Here is a 17,755-nt window from a genome sequence, read left to right on the forward strand (position 1 = left end):
CTGGCGGCATCGGGGCCTGCGGGACGTGCCCGGCCGACCGGGCGGCATCCCCTGCGGGACGTGCCCGGTCGGGCAGCATCCGTGCCACCGCGCGGGATCCGGCCGGGCGGAGGCCACCCGGAAAGGATCGGCTCCGGTCGGGCAGCATCCGCGCCACCGCGCGGGATCCGGCCGGGCGGAGGCCACCCGGAAAGGGTCGGCGCGGATCCGGTCGCGTTTATGAGACCGACCGTAGGCGGCGAACAGGTCGGATTCTGACCTGAATGGCCCCTGCGGGTGGCACTATCCTCGGTCCGTCGAACATCGGGTACGGGGGAGGACCGCACGGCGATGGAGCAGCTGTCAGCTGGGGATCCGCAGCACATCGGCGACTACCGGCTCCTGGCCCGGCTCGGCGCGGGCGGCATGGGACAGGTGTATCTCGCCCGCTCGGACCGCGGCCGGACCGTCGCCGTGAAGCTCGTACGGCAGGAACTGGCCCAGCAGGAGGAGTTCCGCAGCCGCTTCCGCCTCGAGGTGCGCTCCGCCCTGCGCGTCGGCGGGGAGTGGACCGCGCCCGTGCTGGACGCGGACACCGAGGCGCGCGTCCCCTGGGTCGCCACGGGCTATGTCGCGGGGCCCGCGCTGCACACCGTCGTCTGCGGACCGCACGGCCCGCTGCCCGAACGCTCGGTCCGCTTCCTGGCCTCGGGCCTCGCGTACGCGCTCACCGACATCCATGCGGCCGGGCTCATCCACCGCGACCTCAAGCCGTCCAACGTCCTGGTCACCATCGACGGTCCGCGCGTCATCGACTTCGGCATAGCCCGCGCCCTGGAGACGGTCACCGACGGCGGCCTCACCCGCACCGGCGCACTCGTCGGCTCCCCCGGCTTCATGTCCCCGGAGCAGGTGCGCGGCGACCGGGTCACCCCCGCCTGCGACATCTTCTGCCTCGGGTCGGTCCTCGCGTACGCGGCGACCGGGCGGCTGCCGTTCGGCGCGGCGGACAGCGGTGTGCATGCGCAGCTGTTCCGTATCGCGCAGGAGGAACCGGACCTGGACGGGCTTCCCGAGGGCCTGCGCGAGCTGGTGCGGGACTGTCTCCACAAGGATCCCGGGGCCCGGCCGGCGCTGCCGCAGATCCTGGAGCGTACGACGGACGGCGCGGACACCGAGCCGTGGCTGCCGGGGGCGCTGACAGCCCAACTGGGCCGTCATGCGGTGCAGTTGCTGGAGTTCGAGCAGCCACGGACACCACTGCCCGCCCCGGCACCCGCACCCGCGCCTCCGCACCAGCCGACGATCACGGCGCCCTCGACACCCCCGACGCCGATGCCGTCACCTCCGCCGCCGCCCCTGCCTGCCCCGGCGCCGCAGCCCGCGTACGGCTACCCGCAACAGCCGTACCCGCAGTACGCGACACCCGCCTTCACTCCTCTCCCGGCCCCCGCTCCCCCGCCGCAGCCCGGCAGTTCGCGCGGCGGCACGCTCGCGCTGATAGCCGTCGCCCTGGTGGTCGCGGTCGGCGCGGGCACCGCGGTGTACGCGTTCATGTCCAAGGACGACCACGGCACCAAGGCCGGCCCCGAGCCGACCGCCACCGCCAAGAGCGCGACCCCGTCCGGAACCCCGGCCACGGACGGCCCCTCGCCCTCGTCGTCCCCCTCCGCAGCCTCGGGCACGGTGCCGGCCGAGTACCTCGGCAGCTGGGAGGCCACGTTCGACACGGCCGACGGCACCAACACCCGCAGCATGACGATCACGCAGGGCTCGACGGGCGAGCAGGTGATGACCTTGAGCGGCTCCGGCCCCAATTACGAGTGCCGCTGGTCCGCCACGCTCCGCGCCTCGGGCCCGCCCCTCGAACTGGGTCCGACCCAGGTCACGTTCGGGGATCCGGTGAGCTGTTCGCCGGGCCAGTGGAGCCGTCTGGCGATGCCCGACGGCACGACGATCGTCCGTGAGCTGGTCGGCTCGGGCGGCGAACCGCTCACCTACAGGAAGACCGGATGATCCTGCCTCAGGCCCACAACTGGGAGTAGTGGTCGCGGTAGTTCCTGCGTCCTTGCGCAGACTGGATCCAGCGGCTGGCCACCAGGAGGATCAGGCTCGCGACCATGACCCCGATCCCTGGACCGAGGGCGCCCAAGGGCCCGAGACCGGCGGCGATCGAGTCCACGGTGACCGATCCGCTCTCCCCGCCCGGCGACGCGGGCGTACCGGCCGCTCCCGGCGCACCGGCTTCGGCGGCGGCCGGCGGCGGCACCTGCGCCTGCGCACCCGCACCGGCGCCGTCCTGAGCGGCCGATGCACTGCCCGCCAGGCTCACCCCGAGGTCGGCCAGCGCCTTGGTCGCCGGCTCGAAGTAGGTGACACCCCCGCTCGTGCAGTCCCCGTTGCCCCCGGAGGTCACGCCCAGCGCCAGGCCCTGGGCGAAGAGCGGGCCCCCGCTGTCCCCGGGCTCGGCACAGACCGTGGTCTGGATCAGGCCGGTGACCGTGCCCTCGGGGTAGTTGACCGTCGCATTCAGCGCGGTCACCTCCCCGGAGCGGAAGCCCGACGTGCTGCCGCTGCGGAAGACCCGCTGCCCGACCACGGGATCGGCGGCGGCGGTGATCCGTACGCCCCGGCCCTCGCCGATCTCCACGACGTCCGGCTGGGCTCCGCCGAAGGGCTCGCCGCCCTCGTACCGTACGAGGGAGAAGTCGTTGCCCGGGAAGCTGGAGACGGTGGTCGTGCCGAGCGGTCCGGCGTCGCCCTGGCGGTCCACGAACCACGTGGTGCCGACGGGGCCGCAGTGTCCGGCCGTCAGGATGAACGACTGCTGTCCGTCGGTCACATTGAACCCCGCCGAGCAGCGGCTGTTGCCCGCGAAGATCGGGGAGGCCCCGTTCACCCTGGTGGTGAAGGTGCCCGCGGTCCGCTCCATCTGGACGGAGCCGCCGATCCGTTCGGCAAGGCCGGTCAGGCTCGACCAGTCCGCGGCGGAGACGGTGCTGTCGGCCTGCACCACGACCCGGTTGGTCGCGTAGTCCACATGCCAGGCGGTCCCGGTGACCTTCGGCGCCTCGCCGAGGGCCTCGGTCGCCGAGCGGAGCCGGTCCATGCTGTAGCGCACGACCTTGGGCTTCGCACCGGCCTCCCGCACCTCCGCCGCAGCGTCCTCGTCGGTCACCGCGACGACCGGCCGGCCGTCGGCCCCGATCCAGTTGCCCGCGGTGCGCGACGTCCCGAGCCGCGAGACGACCTGCGCCGCCTCGGCCGTGGCGCCCGCCCCCGGGGACGGTTCACTCGCCACGGCACTGGAGACCATCAGCCCGCCCGAGACGAGTCCGCCGATGGCCGCCAGCCGCGCGAGCCGCTGGAGGTTGCGCCGTGCGTGCCTCATCTGCGGCCCCAAGGTCGTCCGACTGGTCCTACGTCTATACGTGCCGCCGGGCCGCCGTGTTCACCCGGAAGCAAGGATCCGAGCGAGGATCCCGAGCGAGGGTCCGGAGTCCGCTCCCACCGGGCTCACCGGAGGGCCCGGACACGATCACGGCCCCGGCCCGCAACGTCGCGCACACGACAACGGGATCGTGCGAGGATCACCGAGTGGATGCGCTTACTCCCGAAGACCCTTCCCGCATCGGCCCGTTCCGCCTCATCGGCCGGCTCGGCTCAGGCGGCATGGGACGGGTGTATCTCGCACGGTCCGAGGGCGGGCGTACCGTCGCCGTGAAACTCGTGCACGCACAGCTCGCCGAACAGGACGAGTTCCGGCGCCGGTTCGCGCGCGAGGTGGCCTCGCTGGAGCGGGTCGGCGGGGCCGGGACCGCTCCCGTGATCGCGTCCGACACCTCGGCCGATGCGCCCTGGGTGGCCATCACCTACGTGCCGGGGCCGTCGCTGCGGACCGTGGTCGGCGAGGAGTTCGGGCCGCTGCCGCCCGTCACCGTGCAGGCGCTCGCGCACCGGCTCTCCGACGCACTCGCGCACATCCACGCCGCGGGCCTGGTCCACCGGGACCTCAAACCCTCCAACATCCTGCTCACCGTGGACGGGCCGCGGATCATCGACTTCGGCATCGCACGCGCCGTGGACACCGTCACCGACGGCGGGCTGACCGGCACGGGCGCGGTCGTCGGATCGCCCGGTTTCATGTCGCCCGAGCAGGTGCGGGGCGAGAGGGTGACGCCCGCGTCGGACATCTTCTGCCTGGGTGCGGTGCTGGCGTACGCGGCGACCGGGACGGCGCCGTTCGGGTCCGCGGACAGCGGCGCGCACGCCATGATGTTCCGTATCGCGCACGACGAGCCGAACCTCACCGGCCTGCCGCCCGAGCTCGGCCCGCTCGTCCGGGCCTGCCTCGACAAGGACCCGCAGCGCCGCCCGTCCGCCTCCGTGCTCGCCGCGACGGACCCGGGGGCCGGGGACACCTGGCTGCCCGCGGGGGTGCTGGCCGGGCTCGGGCGCAGCGCGGCACAGCTGCTGGACGCGGACACGCCCGTACCGGGCCGGGACGACGCCACGCCGGCCGACGAACCCGGCGCACCGGCTCCGCGCCGCCGGCGGCGTACGGCGGTGGTGGCCTCGGCCGTGGCGACGGCCGTACTCGCCGCGGGAGGCGTTGCCGCGGCCGTGTTCTGGCCGGAGGGCGCCAAGCGCGACGACGGCAGCAACAACGCGGCGCGTACCCCGTCGTCCTCCGGCGGCAGTACCACCAAGTCCAAGGCCGGGAACGTGCCCGCGGTGTTCCTCGGCGCGTGGGAAGGGGTGCTCGACGGCACCGCCCAGGCGCCGTACGCGACCGGACGCATCGAGATCACGCAGGGCAAGTCCGGTGAGAAGGCCGCGGTGTACGTGATGGTCACCGGCGAACGCCTGTGCATGGGCCGGTCCGTGCTCGTCTCCGCGGACAGCGACCGGATCGTCTTCGGCGAGAGCGATGTGACGGTGAGCGTGCCCGAGAAGCAGTGCACCCCGGCCGCGCACCAGACGCTCACGGTCCGCTCCCCCGACGTGCTGGAGTGGCGGTCCGGAACGGTGACGTCGACCTTCCGCAAGTCGAAGAGCGGTCCCGACATCGTGCCGGCGACGTTCGTCGGCGTGTGGCAGGAGGACGAGTCGGGTCCCGAATGGGGACCCGGGCAGGCCGAGCTGTTCGACCGCCGTGTGACGATCACGCAGGGCCCTGTCGGCGCGCCGCTCGTACGGTTCGACAACACGAACCCGCGGACGGACGAGGAGACCGGAGAACCGACCGGCGGCTCGTTCCACTGCGCGGGCACGGCCGTCCTGGCGGGCGTCGGCACCTACCTCGTCGCGGGGCCCTCCACCTTGGACGAGGCGGCGTCGGACTCCGAGTGCGTGGAGAGTCCGACATCGCAGTATCTGCGCGTCGACCGCTTCGAGGGCAAGGAGCGGCTGCTCGTGTACGGGATGAGCGCGGACGGCGAACCCGGGGAGTACTACCGCCAGTGACCACCGCGTCCGGGGGACTCAGCCGAGCAGCGTGATCACGGCGCTGCGCAGCAGGACGGGATGGACGAAGCGGTCGGCCATGACGGGTGGGAAGCGCCACAGCAGCGGCCAGGTGCGCCCGCGCAGGGCTGGGACCGGAACGTAACTCTCGTACCCGTTGGCCGAGTTGTAGCAGAGCGCGCCGCGCGGCCAGGAGCGGCGGGTGGTGCTGCCCGGCGGGAGCAGGAAGTACGCACAGCGGCGGCCGCTCACATCGACGACGACCGGGCCGGGCTCGCCGCCGGTCATGTGGTCCATCAGGTCGACGAGTCGGTGGCCGTCGTCACCCGTGACCCGGACGGCGTCGAATTGCACTCCGGCCTTTCGGAGTCGGAATCCGGAATCGGGAATCCAGTCGAGGTTCGCCTCGCGACTTTGTGTATCCACCCGTCCAGTCTGGCGATCTCCCCTTAGCGTTTTCCATGGCGCACGGCATGCCGTCACACAGAGGTTGACCTGCGGCAACGCCAGTAGTTCCGGGTCGAGTTCGGCAGGGACGGGTTGTGACCGGTTGAGTCCGGTCGAGTCGGGAGGTGATCGGAAATGGCGCGTTCGGAGAACAAGGAATCGGCGGGTCCGACGACGCGGCTGGTTGCCGGCATGGCACGCAGGATGCGGGCCAGAAAGGGCTGGACACAGGAGCAGTTGGGCGACCGGATCGGCTTCACGGCGTCGGCGGTGAGCGCGATGGAGACGTGTGCGCAGCCGGCGAGCGACGCGATGCTGGTGCAGCTGGAGGCGGCCCTCGGGGACGGGCTGGGCCTGTTCGAGCAGGCGCGGGAGTACGTACGGCTGGACAAGTACCCGGCCCAGTTCAAGAACTACGCGCTGCTGGAACAGAAGGCGCTGGGTCTGCACTTGTACGCCACGCTGGTCGTGCACGGACTCTTCCAGACGGAGGAGTACGCGCGGGCGCTGATCGGCGGTGGCTACCCGCCGCTGCCCGAGCACCGGGTGGAGGAGCTGGTGGAGGCACGGATGGCCCGCCGGGCGCTGTTCGAGCGGGAGCCGGTGGCGCTGATCGAGGTGGTACTGGAGGAGTCGGTGCTGCGGCGGACGATCGGGAGCGAGGAGATCATGCGTGGCCAGATGCGGCACCTTGCGGGGTGTGCGCGGCAGCGTAACGTGACGTTGCAGGTGCTGCCGCTGGATGCGGGCTTGAGCGGCGAGTATGCGGGCGCTCGAGGTGGGATGGAACTGGTGGAGACCCCGGAGCACGACCGCTTGGTCTACCTGGAGATGCAGGGCGAGAGCCTGCTGATCAAGGACCCCGCAAAGGTGAGTGCGTTGACGCAGCGGTATGCGAGGATCCGGGCACAGGCCCTGGATCGGCGTGAATCACTGGGCCTCATCGAGCAGTTGGCGGGAGAGCAGAGATGAGCAGCACCCTGCGCTGGTTCAAGTCCAGCTACAGCGACAGTAGCGGCGGCGAGTGCATCGAGGTCGCCATCGGCTGGCACAAGTCCTCGTACAGCGACGACAGCGGCGGGAGCTGCATCGAAGTCGCCGCCTGCCCCCACACCGTCCACATCCGCGACTCCAAGGTCCCCGAGGGCCCGGTCTTCACCGTGGCCCCCGAGGCCTGGGCGGTCTTCGTCGGCCACGCCGCCCAGGCGTAGCCGACGGGCCGGTCAGTTCTCGGCCGGCATGACCCGGGTCACCTTGCCCTTGAGGTCGGCCTCCAGGTAGCCGGAGACGTAGTCGTCGGTGTGATAGACGGCCAGGTTCAGCGGATCACCGAAGGTGTCGTCGGCGGGATTGACCAAGATGTAACGCATGGTCGGCTTCTTCACGTTCAGGTCCTTCTCGGCCCGCTTCAGCAGGGCGGGGACGACATCCCAGTCGAAGTCGTCCAGGCTGAACGGGCGATCGCCGCCGATGATCGAGCTGCTGATGATGCCCTTCTCCACGCCCTTGCCCGGGCGGTAGGTGTAGCTGTCGTACTTCTTGTCGCTGCCCTTGACCATGATCTCCGCGGACACGTGGTCCTCGTAGACGTTGAAGGCGCACGCGCGGTTCGTGCCCGTCGCGGCTTTGATCTCCTTCACCGCCGTCCGGATGCCGTCCGGGGTCAGCAGATCGGTCTTCGCGTCGGCCTGCGACGCCGGTGCCGACGCCGACCGGGTGGCCGTGGGCGCCTCCTGCGTCGGGGTCTTCGTCCCGGTCGACGACGAGCCCGGCGGGCTCGACGCGGTGTCGCGGTCCTTCTCACCGCCGTCCGGCAGCAGGGTCCACACCAGGACGCCGGCGAGCACGGTCCCGACCACCGACGACGCGATCGTGATGCGGCGCCGCGCAGGTCCGGGCGGCGGCGTCTGCCGCGTGGGGCCTGCCGGGTAGGGGGTCGGCGACCCCATGGGGCCCGGCACGGCATCGTGCGGAGCCGCCGGACCGAAGCCCATGGGCGGACCGAAGCCCGTCGGCGGGCCGAACCCGGCCGGTGCGGACGGCGCGGTCGCCGGTCCGGGCGGGGGCGTCAGCCGGTACGACGTGGTGGCGCCGGCGGCGCCCGGGGCGCTGTCCCTGCCCTGTGCCGCATCCGCGAGCATCCGGTCGACCGTCTCCGGGTCCGGCCGCGCGGCCGGGTCCTTGGTGAGCACGGCGGCCAGGACCCCGGCGAGGGGACCCGCCTGGCGGGGCGGCGGAAGCTCCTCACTGAGGACGGCGGCCAGGGTCGCCAGGGTCGTCCCCCTGCGCAGCGGATGATGCCCTTCGACCGCGACGTACAGCATCATCGCCAGCGACCACAGGTCCGCGTCAGGCCCCCCGTCCTGGCCGGAGATGCGCTCGGGGGCCATGTAGTCGGGCGTGCCGATGATGGACCCGGTCGCGGTCAGCGCGGTCGACTCCCGGATGGCGGCGATGCCGAAGTCGGTGAGGACGGGGCGCCCGTCGGGGCGCATCAGGACGTTGGCGGGCTTCACGTCACGGTGCTGGATGCCGACGTCGTGCGCGGCCCGCAGCGCGGCCAGCACGTCCCGCCCGACCCTGGCGGCCTCCGCGGGCGCCATCGGCCCCTTGTCCAGCCGGTCCTGGAGCGATCCGCCGGTCACCAGCTCCATGACGAGCCACGGGTAGGTGTACTCGCCGCCGTCCACCACGTGGTGGATGGTCACGACGTTGGGATGGTCGACCCGGGCGAGCGCCCGCGCCTCCCGCAGCACGCGGGCCCGCAGCATCGCCGCGGCCTCCGGGTCGTACTCGGCGAGCCCGGGATCGGGCGGCCGCACCTCCTTGAGGGCCACGGCCCGGTCCAGCACCAGATCGCGTGCTCGCCACACCATGCCCATACCGCCGCCACCGAGCCGCGCCTCCAGCTCGAAGCGCCCGTCGATGACCCGTCTGCCGGATTCCCCGTCGCTCATGGGCGGGAGCCTACGAGGCGCCGGTGACACGGCCCCGAGCAGGTCCTCCATCGCCTCCCGCCCGGAGCGCTCTACGCTGGCGCGCGTGGGTCGCACCGAGGAGCTCGCCGAAGGCGCAGGGCCGTTCACCACCAAGCTGACCTGGCGCAACGCCGAGGGTGACATCGCGGTCTGGGAGTCGCGCGCGGTGCGCAAACTCGGTGCGCTCACCGTACGGGCCGCCGAGGACGCGAAAGCCGTACGGCATCCGGCGGACACTCGGTCCCTGAAACGACTGGGCAGGCTCAACACCATCGCCGCCGTGGCGTTCACGATCGGCGGCTCGCTGTTCGCGCTCGGCGCCGCGTACGCACTCACGTCGAGCAGCCCGACGGCAGGCGTGTCGATCTACTTCGCGGGAGGGCTGTTCTTCAACACCGGCGGCTACGCCTCCCTGCTCCAGGCCGTCAACGCTCCTCGCCGGCGCAGCGGTTCCGACACACTGGAGCCCGTCCCGTGGCGGTGGTGGAGCTACGAACCGATGCGGATCGACTGGCTCGGCACGTTCCTGCTGTTCGCCGGGACGCTCGTGTTCGCCGTCAACCTGCTCGACTCGTTCCTGGAAGGACTCACCTCCCGGCAGACGAACCGGCTGGTCTGGGCACCCGACGTCATCGGCTGCGTGCTGTTCCTGATCTCGGGGCAGCTGGCCCTGGCCGAGGTGAGCCACGGGCGGGCGAGCCTGCGCGTGCACGACCTCGGCTGGTGGATCGTCGCGGTCAACCAGCTGGGATCCGCGCTCTTCATGGTGGCGGCGCTGGCGGACTTCACCGTGCCGGGCACCGGCAACCTGGTGAGCGCGACCGTGGCCGACTGGGGGACGCTCACCGGAGCGCTGTGCTTCGCCGTCGGCGGCGTACTGCAGGCCTTCGAGCACCCCTGAACGGCCCCGCCGGGCAGGATCCGGACAGACCGGCCGCGGCACCCGCCTCGCTCGAGGGCAGACGGCAGGGGCGCCCCGCACCATGCGGGACGCCCCTGCCGGTGAGCCGTACCAGCGGTACTACAGGAACGAGTTGATCTCGATCGTCTCGGTCCGGCCGGGGCCGACGCCGATCGCCGAGATCGGGGCGCCCGACATCTCCTCCAGCGCCTTCACATAGTCCTGCGCGTTCTTCGGCAGGTCGTCGAAGGTCTTCGCCTTGGTGATGTCCTCGGACCAGCCCGGCAGGTACTCGTAGATCGGCTTCGCGTGGTGGAAGTCGGTCTGGGAGTACGGAAGTTCCTCGACCCGCTTGCCGTCGATCTCGTAGGCGACGCAGACCGGGATCTGCTCCCAGCCGGTCAGCACGTCCAGCTTGGTGAGGAAGAAGTCGGTCAGACCGTTGACCCGGGTCGCGTAGCGCGCGATGACCGCGTCGAACCAGCCGCAGCGGCGGTCGCGGCCGGTGGTGACACCGCGCTCGTGACCGATGCGGCGCAGCGCCTCGCCGTCCTCGTCGAACAGCTCGGTCGGGAACGGGCCCGCGCCGACGCGGGTCGTGTACGCCTTGAGGATGCCGATGACCCGGCTGATCTTCGTCGGGCCCACACCCGCGCCCGTGCAGGCGCCGCCCGCGGTCGGGTTGGAGGAGGTGACGAAGGGATACGTGCCGTGGTCGACGTCGAGCAGCGTGCCCTGACCACCCTCGAAGAGGACGACCTTGCCCTCGTCGATGGCGTTGTTCAGGATCAGCGTGGTGTCGGCGACGTACGGCTTGATCTGCTCCGCGTACTGGAGCATCTCCTCGACGATCTTGTCCGCCTCGATCGCCCGGCGGTTGAAGACCTTGGCGAGGAGCTGGTTCTTCGCCTCCAGCGCCGCCTCGACCTTCTGGGTCAGGATCGACTCGTCGTACAGGTCCTGGACGCGGATGCCGACGCGGTTGATCTTGTCCGCGTAGGTCGGTCCGATGCCGCGGCCGGTCGTGCCGATCTTGCGCTTACCAAGGAACCGCTCCGTCACCTTGTCGAGGGTGACGTTGTACGGCGTGATCAAATGGGCGTTTCCGCTGATCAGGAGCTTGGACGTGTCGACACCGCGGTCGTTCAGCCCGCTCAGCTCGGAGAGCAGAACCGCCGGATCCACCACGACACCGTTGCCGATGACCGGGGTGCACCCCGGCGAGAGGATTCCGGAAGGGAGGAGATGCAGCGCATACTTCTGGTCACCTACGACAACCGTGTGGCCGGCGTTGTTGCCACCCTGATAGCGCACCACATAATCAACGGACCCACCAAGGAGATCGGTGGCCTTTCCCTTGCCTTCGTCACCCCACTGAGCACCGAGCAGCACAAGTGCGGGCACAGGCGTACACCCCTTCCGGGCGGGGCAAGACCAAGGTCAGGGGGCCTGAGCCGTGCCTGAGTCTTCGGACCGGTTGCCCCGGAATAGACGAAGCCCCTGGCGCAATAGCGCAAGGGGCTCTTGCACAAAGATGCTACCCGAGGAAGGACCGAGGTGTCGGATCACGACCAGCTGCTGGTGGTCATCGACCCGGTCGCCCGCCGAATTGACGGCGAGTCCGTGCGAATTGCGAAGGATGTGCTGTGCGGCGGGTCGGAGGCGAAAATTTGCCTCCCCGCGAGCCACGAAGAGTTCGCCCGGGCACTCGCCCGCAGGGGGCCGCGACGGCCCGTCGTGGTGGGTGACGACCGGGCGCTGCTGCGGGCCGTGACCCTGCTTCACCGGGACCGCCGCCTCGGCGACGACGCGCTGGCACTGGTGCCGGTGGGCGCGTCCGTGCAGCTCGCGCACTCGCTGGGCGTGCCCGCCGGGCCTGTCGCGGCGGCGAGGGCGGTGCTGGACGGGGCCGTACGGCGGCTGGATCTGCTGGTCGACGAGAGCGACGGCGTGGTGCTGGGCGATCTCGCCATCCCCGCGGTGCGGGATCCGGCGCGGGACGACGCCGAGGGGCACGGCGCGTCGGTGTGGACCGCCTGCCGCTCACTGGTCCGCACCCTGGTCCGGCCCGCCCCGCCCGCGCCCCCTCCCTGCCGGCACCGGCTGCGCGTGGAGGCCGACGGGGTGCTGCTGACCGATCTGGACCAGCCGGTGGAGGGCGTGACGGTCCGGACGGACGGCGGCCGGGCCGAGGTGACCGTGCAGCACGACGCCGGGTCCGTACCACTGCGCGCCCGGGCCCTGACGGTCACGGTCTCCGGCGCGGACTTCCGCTACCGCGCGGACGCCCTGATCACGGGTCCGGTCCGGACCCGGACCTGGACGATGCGGCAGGGGGCGTGGGGGCTGACGCTGCCGGCGGCGTGAGGGCGTGGGGCGCCCGGGCCGACGGTGTCAAGGACTGACGTCGTGAGGGCGCGGGGCACCCCGGAAGCATCGTCCCGCACGGCCTTGGGGCGTGCTTCCCGCGGCCGTCGCCGAGCCCGGTCCGGGGTTGCGCTTCCCACGGAACCTGGGCCATCACCGGGCGCCGCCATGGGCCGTTGCCCGCCTGCGCGGACCCGCGGCCTGCGCCGCGGTGTGGACCACGGCCCTGTCTTGAGGATCAGGCCGGATCCCGCCGGGCTCAGACCTCGACGAGCAGCTCCTTCAGACCGCGGATCACGAAGTTCGCACTGCGCTCGGGCTCCACCGCGAGGCGCAGCGCCGGGGCCTGGTCCAGCAGCGCCGCCAGGGACGTTGCGAGTTCGATGCGGGCGAGGGGAGCGCCGATGCAGTAGTGGATGCCCGCGCTGAAGGAGATGTGCGGGTTGTCCTCGCGGGACAGGTCGAGGGTGTCGGGATGGGCGAAGACGTCCGCGTCACGATTGGCCGAACCGAAGAGGAGGGCGACCTCGGAGCCGCGCGGGATCGTGGTGCCGTCGATCTCCACGTCGTCGAGGACCCAGCGCTCGAAGAGCTGGAGCGGGGTGTCGTAGCGCATCAGCTCCTCCACAGCTGTGGACAACAGCGAGCGGTCGGCGCGCAGGGCCGCGAGCTGGTCTGGGTGGCGGAAGAGCGCCCACCAGCCGTTGACCGTGGTGTTCACCGTCGCCTCGTGGCCCGCGTTCAGGAGGAGGACACAGGTCGAGATCATCTCCTGCTCGCTGAGCCGGTCGCCCGCGTCATACGCGGCGATCAGACCCGAGATCAGGTCCTCACCCGGATCCTTGCGGCGGGCCGCTATCAACTCCCGCAGGTAGGAGGAGAATTCGACGGACGCCCGGACGGCCGCGGACGCCGTCTCCTGCGAGGGGTTCAGCTCGTACATTCCGCAGATGTCCGCCGACCAGGGCCGCAGCTGCCCGCGGTCGGACTCCGGGATGCCGAGCATCTCCGCGATGACGGCGACCGGCAGCGGCTCGGCGACCGCGGTCAGCAGGTCGCCGCCGCCCTCCGCGACCAGCGCGCTCACCAGCTCGGAGGCGAGCGAGTGGACATAAGGGCGCAGCCGCTCGACGGTGCGCGGCGTGAACGCCTTCGAGACCAGGCGCCGGATACGGGTGTGGTCCGGCGGCTCCAGGTCCAGCATCCCGTGGTCGTTGAGCGTGTGGAACGGCTCGTGCGCCGCGGGCGGCGGCGTACGCCCGAACTCCTCGTGCGTGAAGCGGTGCAGATACGTGCGGCCGAGCCGCCGGTCCCGCAGCAGCGCGGAGACGTCCGCGTGGCGCGGAACCAGCCACTGCCGCGTCGGTTCGAACCAGTGCACCCGGCCGCGGGCGCGCAGCTCGGCGTAGGCGGGGTAGGGGTCGGCGACGAAGGAGGGCGACCAGGGATCGAACGTCTCTGCCATGCCCCGACGCTAGCGCGTCGGGGCCGCCGCACGTCAGCCCGGCGTGACCAGCCTCGCCTCGTACGCGAACACAGCCGCCTGCGTCCTGTCCCGCAGGCCCAGTTTCACCAGGACCCGGCTCACATGCGTCTTGATCGTCGACTCGGCGACCACCAGATGCGAGGCGATCTCCGCGTTCGACAGACCCTGGGCGATCAGGACCAGGACCTCCGTCTCACGCTCGGTCAGATCGCCGACCTGGGTCAGGGCCGCCGGGCGCGGGGTCTCGGAGAGCTTCGAGAACTCGGTGATCAGCCGGCGCGTGACCGTCGGGGCGAGCAGTGCCTCGCCCGCCGCCACCACCCGCACCCCGTCCGCGAGCTGCCGGGCGGATGCGTCCTTCAGCAGGAAGCCGGACGCCCCGGCGCGCAGCGCCTGGTACACGTACTCGTCGAGGTCGAAGGTGGTGAGCACCAGCACCTTCGATTCGCCGGGCGCGGCGATGATCTCCCGGGTGGCCTCGATGCCGTTCAGCTCCGGCATCCGGATGTCCATCAGCACCACGTCCGGCGCGAGCTCCGCGGCCTTGGTGACCGCCTCGCGTCCGTTCACCGCCTCGCCGATGACCTCGATGTCGGGCATCGCGTTCAGCAGGACGGAGAAGCCCTCGCGGACCATCATCTGGTCGTCGACGATAAGGACACGGATGGTCATGACGCCTCCTCGGCGACGGCCTGGGCGACGGGGATGAAGGCGGTGACCTCGTAACCGCCCTCCTCGGTGGGCTCGGCGGTCATCTCGCCGCTCAGCATGGACACCCGCTCCCGCATGCCCGTGATGCCGTGGCCGGCCCCCGGGGAGGGCTTGACCAGGCCCTGCGGCTCGGTGTTCACGATCCGCAGGCCCAGACCGCCGAGCACGTACGAGATCTCGACCTTCGCCGTCGCGCCGGGTGCGTGCCGCAGCGCGTTGCTCAGCGCCTCCTGGATGATCCGGTACGCCGACAGCTCGACGCCCTGCGGCAGCGGGCGCACCGCGCCCGTGATCGTCTTCTCCGTCTCCAGGCCCGCCTCCCGGACGTTGCCCAGCAGGTTGTCGAGATCGGCGAGCACCGGCTGCGGGGCGTCCGGCGCCTCGTAGTCCTCCGCCCGTACGACACCGAGGATGCGGCGCAGCTCGGTCAGCGCGGCCACCGCGTTCTCGCGGATCGTGGCGAACGCCTTCTCCAGTTCCTCCGGGGGGTTCTCCACCCGGTACGGGGCGGCTTCGGCCTGGATCGCGACGACCGACATGTGGTGCGCGACCACGTCGTGCAGCTCACGAGCGATGGTGGTGCGCTCCTCCAGCAGCGTGCGGCGGTCGCGCTCGACGGCTGTGACGGTCTTCTCGGCCGCGACCTCCTGCCGCGCCTCGCGGCGGGTGAGGAACATGCTCACGATCAGCAGGACGAAGGCGGAGGTGAAGAGCATCCCCGGGGCGTTGGTGCCGTATCCGCGGGAGAGCGCCGTATCGGCGAACACCGAGTACGCGGCGGTGATCGCCCACATCCAGGCCGCCGTGCGCGGCCGGGTCCGCAGCGCGACCACGGTCATCACGGTGAGGTGCCCCAGGAAGCCGGCGGGCGACCAGGGCCAGTCGCCCCAGTTTCCCAGCACCGACACGAACGGCGTGCTCACCATCGACACCCACCAGGCTCCGACGGGCCTGACCAGCGTCATGACGACGGCCGCCGCCGGGGCGAGGCCTACGACCAGAAAGTCCAGCCCGGGGCTTGTGGATGCGGAGGCGAGCAGCAGCGTGATGAAGGCCAGGAACAGGACCACGGCGTGCGGGAGCCACACCGCGGCCCGGCGTATCCGTTTGCCGGGCAGCCGGCGGACCAGCGGCCCGTCAGGCCGCAGGGGCGGCAGCGGCCGGTAGGCGAAGGCGTTGTGGAAGAGGTCCTGGCGGAGGCCGCTGAGCGCTCCCTGGGCCAGGCGGTACTCAGGGCTGCGGGTCTTCTCGGTCACGTAGAGAAAGGTAAGCGGCGACCGCGGGTCCGGTCGTCATCAGCGATACGGATCCTGCGGCATCCGTCCTGAGTACTACCGCGCGTACCTGCAGGTCGTGCGGGGAGTGCCGGGGTGTCTCACGCCCGGTCACTCCCCCGCGGACCCGGCCTCAGGCGCGGAAGGCGCCCGCATGCGCCCGGGCCCACTCGGCGAAGGTCCGCGCCGGCCGTCCGGTGACCTTCTCGACGGTGGCGGCGACGGTACGGCCGACGAGCGGAGTGTTGCCGTACGCCTCCAGCAGGAAGCCGATCACGTCCTCCTGCATGCCCGCCGCCCGCCACTTCCCGACCGCCTGCTCCTCGCTGAGCTCGACGAGCCGGATCTCACCGCCCCGGGCGGCCGCGAGCGCCTCGGTCTTGTCCTTCAGCGTCAGCACCTGCGGACCGGTGATCACGTACTCCTGGCCCGCGTGCCCGTCCTCGGTGAGGGCCACCGCCGCGACCGCGCCGATGTCCGCCTCGTGGACCATGGCGCTGAGCCGGTCGACGAACGGTTCGCGCACCTCGCCCGTGTCGCGGATGTCCTCGGCCCACTCAAGGGCGTTGGCCATGAACTCGACGGGCATGAGGACGGTCCAGGCCACAGCGCTCGCCCGGACCGCGTCCTCCAGCAGGCTCGGGCCGCCGCCGTGCAGCACGGTGATCCGGCGTACGCCGGCCTCACGGGCCAGCTCCAGGATGCGCGGGCCGGTCTCCAGCGGGGCGAAGTACGGCCCGCCGAAGGTGATCAGATGCAGCCCGGTGACGCCCTCGAGCGCGGCGGCGAGCGTCCCGGGTTCGGTGAGGTCGCCCTGGACGACCTCGACCCCGGCGGGGAAGTCCGCCTTCGCGGGGTCACGGGTCAGGGCACGGACAGCGTGTCCACGGCGGAGCAGCTCCGCGACTACCTGGCGGCCAACGGTTCCGGTTGCTCCGGTCACGAGATTCGTCATGGGAAGAAGGTAGAAGGGCTTGCGGTCAGCTTCTGTCCGCAAGCCCCAGCTTTTTCCCTTGCTCACCAGGCGAGTTGGGCGATCTCCTCCGCCACGACGGCACACGCGTCGGCCGCCGGGTCGATCAGCGGGAAGTGCCCGACCTCTTCGAGAAGGGTCAGCCCGACTGTCTCGCCGGCCTTCGCCGCCGCGTCGACGAACGCCTCGGCCACGGCCGCCGGCACCACGATGTCCTCCCGGCCCTGGACGATGACCGTCGCGATTCCGGTGGGCAGCAGGGCGGCCGGGTCGGCGTACGCGCTGCGCGCCTCGAACTCGTCCTCGCCGCCGAGGAGTTGGGATACGGCGCCGCCGCACACATCGAGCTCGACGGCCCGCGCGAAGTCGGCGATCGGCGCCAGCGCGACCACGCCGCGCAGGGCGGGCGGCGCGGGCAGCCGCCACCGGGAGCCCGCCGGCAGCACATGACGGGCGGCGGCCCACAGCGCGAGGTGCCCGCCGGCCGAGTGCCCGGTGACGACGATCCGCCGCGGATCGGCCTGCGGCAGCGCCTCGCGCGCCAGGTCCGGCAGCGCGTCCATGGCCGCGGCGACGTCGTCGAACGTGTCGGGCCACCGCCCGGCGACCGGACCGGCCCCGCCCTGCTGCGGGATCTCCCGCCCGCGCCGGTACTCGACACTGGCGACGGCGAGCCCGCGACGGGCCAGGTAGTCCGCGAAGGGAGTGACATGCTGCCGGTCGTACGGCGCCCGCCACGCCCCGCCGTGCAACACGACGACCAGCGGGACACCGTCCTCCCCGCCCCGGGGCGCGTAGAAGTCGACGACGTGATCCGGGTGCTCCCCGTACGCGACGGACACGTCCGGCGCGACGGCGGGATGCGAGAAGGCCGACTCTTCCTCGGCGGCGTCACGGGCGACGGGGTCCGGCATGGGCTGCTCCAACTTCCCGCGGTGTGGATGTACGACGTGATCAGCGGGAAGCTACCAGCGCCCGGCACCGGGGGCGTACTGCCCACCGGCGCGTGAGCGCACCGCCGTACGGCGGGTGGACCCGCTGACTGCCGCAAGCACATGCGTCGCGCGCAGGCGGCGAGCTGCCCGTCCCATGGGCGACACGCCTCGGCCAAGACCTCCGGCAGGACGGGCCAACGCGGAACCACGCCGGCCGGCGGCACACTGCCGCTCGGCC

At 71.8% G+C, this 17,755-nt stretch carries 15 protein-coding genes; 6 read left to right on the top strand and 9 right to left on the bottom strand.

Annotation, left to right across the window (positions count from 1 at the left end):
- Window positions 1-330 precede the first annotated feature (330 nt).
- Window positions 331-1,995: a serine/threonine-protein kinase gene (locus tag OHS70_RS17055; RefSeq protein ID WP_328398409.1), complete on the top strand. Its 1,665-nt coding sequence runs from the start codon at window positions 331-333 to the stop codon at window positions 1,993-1,995.
- A gap of 7 nt (window positions 1,996-2,002) precedes the next feature.
- On the opposite strand, the gene OHS70_RS17060 is transcribed toward OHS70_RS17055, so the two are convergent.
- Window positions 2,003-3,370, bottom strand: coding sequence for a S1 family peptidase (locus OHS70_RS17060; RefSeq protein WP_328398411.1), 1,368 nt, complete (start codon window positions 3,368-3,370; stop codon window positions 2,003-2,005).
- 206 nt (window positions 3,371-3,576) lie between these two features.
- Here OHS70_RS17060 and OHS70_RS17065 point away from each other — a divergent pair, with 206 nt between their 5' ends.
- Window positions 3,577-5,445 (top strand): serine/threonine-protein kinase, encoded by a 1,869-nt coding sequence (locus OHS70_RS17065; protein WP_328398413.1) that lies wholly within the window; start codon window positions 3,577-3,579, stop codon window positions 5,443-5,445.
- Window positions 5,446-5,463: 18 nt separating this feature from the next.
- On the opposite strand, the gene OHS70_RS17070 is transcribed toward OHS70_RS17065, so the two are convergent.
- Window positions 5,464-5,871 (bottom strand): hypothetical protein, encoded by a 408-nt coding sequence (locus tag OHS70_RS17070; protein WP_328398415.1) that lies wholly within the window; start codon window positions 5,869-5,871, stop codon window positions 5,464-5,466.
- A gap of 156 nt (window positions 5,872-6,027) precedes the next feature.
- Between OHS70_RS17070 and OHS70_RS17075 the strand changes: the two genes are divergently transcribed.
- Both OHS70_RS17075 and OHS70_RS17080 read left to right on the top strand, forming a co-directional pair.
- Complete coding sequence (locus tag OHS70_RS17075) at window positions 6,028-6,864, top strand: helix-turn-helix domain-containing protein (protein ID WP_328398417.1); 837 nt, start codon at window positions 6,028-6,030, stop codon at window positions 6,862-6,864.
- Window positions 6,861-7,103, top strand: a complete 243-nt coding sequence (locus OHS70_RS17080; protein WP_328398419.1) for a DUF397 domain-containing protein — start codon at window positions 6,861-6,863, stop codon at window positions 7,101-7,103. Before OHS70_RS17075 ends, OHS70_RS17080 begins: the two co-directional genes overlap by 4 nt.
- Window positions 7,104-7,115: 12 nt before the next feature.
- On the opposite strand, the gene OHS70_RS17085 is transcribed toward OHS70_RS17080, so the two are convergent.
- On the bottom strand, window positions 7,116-8,849 hold the full coding sequence (locus OHS70_RS17085) for a serine/threonine-protein kinase (RefSeq protein WP_328398421.1): 1,734 nt from the start codon (window positions 8,847-8,849) through the stop codon (window positions 7,116-7,118).
- Between the two features lie 85 nt (window positions 8,850-8,934).
- Between OHS70_RS17085 and OHS70_RS17090 the strand changes: the two genes are divergently transcribed.
- Window positions 8,935-9,771: a hypothetical protein gene (locus OHS70_RS17090; protein ID WP_328398423.1), complete on the top strand. Its 837-nt coding sequence runs from the start codon at window positions 8,935-8,937 to the stop codon at window positions 9,769-9,771.
- Between the two features lie 120 nt (window positions 9,772-9,891).
- Here the strand turns inward: OHS70_RS17090 and OHS70_RS17095 are convergent, their stop codons facing one another.
- Entirely contained in the window at window positions 9,892-11,175 is a 1,284-nt protein-coding gene (locus OHS70_RS17095) for an adenylosuccinate synthase (RefSeq protein ID WP_328398425.1), read from the bottom strand.
- Between the two features lie 153 nt (window positions 11,176-11,328).
- Here OHS70_RS17095 and OHS70_RS17100 point away from each other — a divergent pair, with 153 nt between their 5' ends.
- Window positions 11,329-12,138, top strand: a complete 810-nt coding sequence (locus OHS70_RS17100) for a diacylglycerol kinase (RefSeq protein WP_328398428.1) — start codon at window positions 11,329-11,331, stop codon at window positions 12,136-12,138.
- Between the two features lie 259 nt (window positions 12,139-12,397).
- On the opposite strand, the gene OHS70_RS17105 is transcribed toward OHS70_RS17100, so the two are convergent.
- The 5 genes from OHS70_RS17105 to OHS70_RS17125 all read right to left on the bottom strand — a co-directional run bounded on the left by OHS70_RS17105 (window position 12,398) and on the right by OHS70_RS17125 (window position 17,496).
- The gene (locus OHS70_RS17105; RefSeq protein ID WP_328398430.1) at window positions 12,398-13,603 is read right to left on the bottom strand and encodes a cytochrome P450; all 1,206 of its coding nucleotides are present in this window, start codon (window positions 13,601-13,603) and stop codon (window positions 12,398-12,400) included.
- Between the two features lie 33 nt (window positions 13,604-13,636).
- On the bottom strand, window positions 13,637-14,296 hold the full coding sequence (locus OHS70_RS17110) for a response regulator transcription factor (RefSeq protein WP_328398432.1): 660 nt from the start codon (window positions 14,294-14,296) through the stop codon (window positions 13,637-13,639).
- Window positions 14,293-15,591, bottom strand: a complete 1,299-nt coding sequence (locus OHS70_RS17115) for a sensor histidine kinase (RefSeq protein WP_328398434.1) — start codon at window positions 15,589-15,591, stop codon at window positions 14,293-14,295. The genes OHS70_RS17110 and OHS70_RS17115 overlap by 4 nt, the downstream gene beginning before the upstream one ends.
- A 151-nt stretch (window positions 15,592-15,742) precedes the next feature.
- Entirely contained in the window at window positions 15,743-16,564 is an 822-nt protein-coding gene (locus OHS70_RS17120) for an SDR family oxidoreductase (protein WP_328398436.1), read from the bottom strand.
- Window positions 16,565-16,626: 62 nt separating this feature from the next.
- Window positions 16,627-17,496 (bottom strand): alpha/beta hydrolase family protein, encoded by an 870-nt coding sequence (locus tag OHS70_RS17125; RefSeq protein WP_328398438.1) that lies wholly within the window; start codon window positions 17,494-17,496, stop codon window positions 16,627-16,629.
- Window positions 17,497-17,755: the final 259 nt, after the last annotated feature.

This window comes from Streptomyces sp. NBC_00390, assembly GCF_036057275.1.
In the GTDB taxonomy this organism is placed as follows: Bacteria; Actinomycetota; Actinomycetes; order Streptomycetales; family Streptomycetaceae; genus Streptomyces.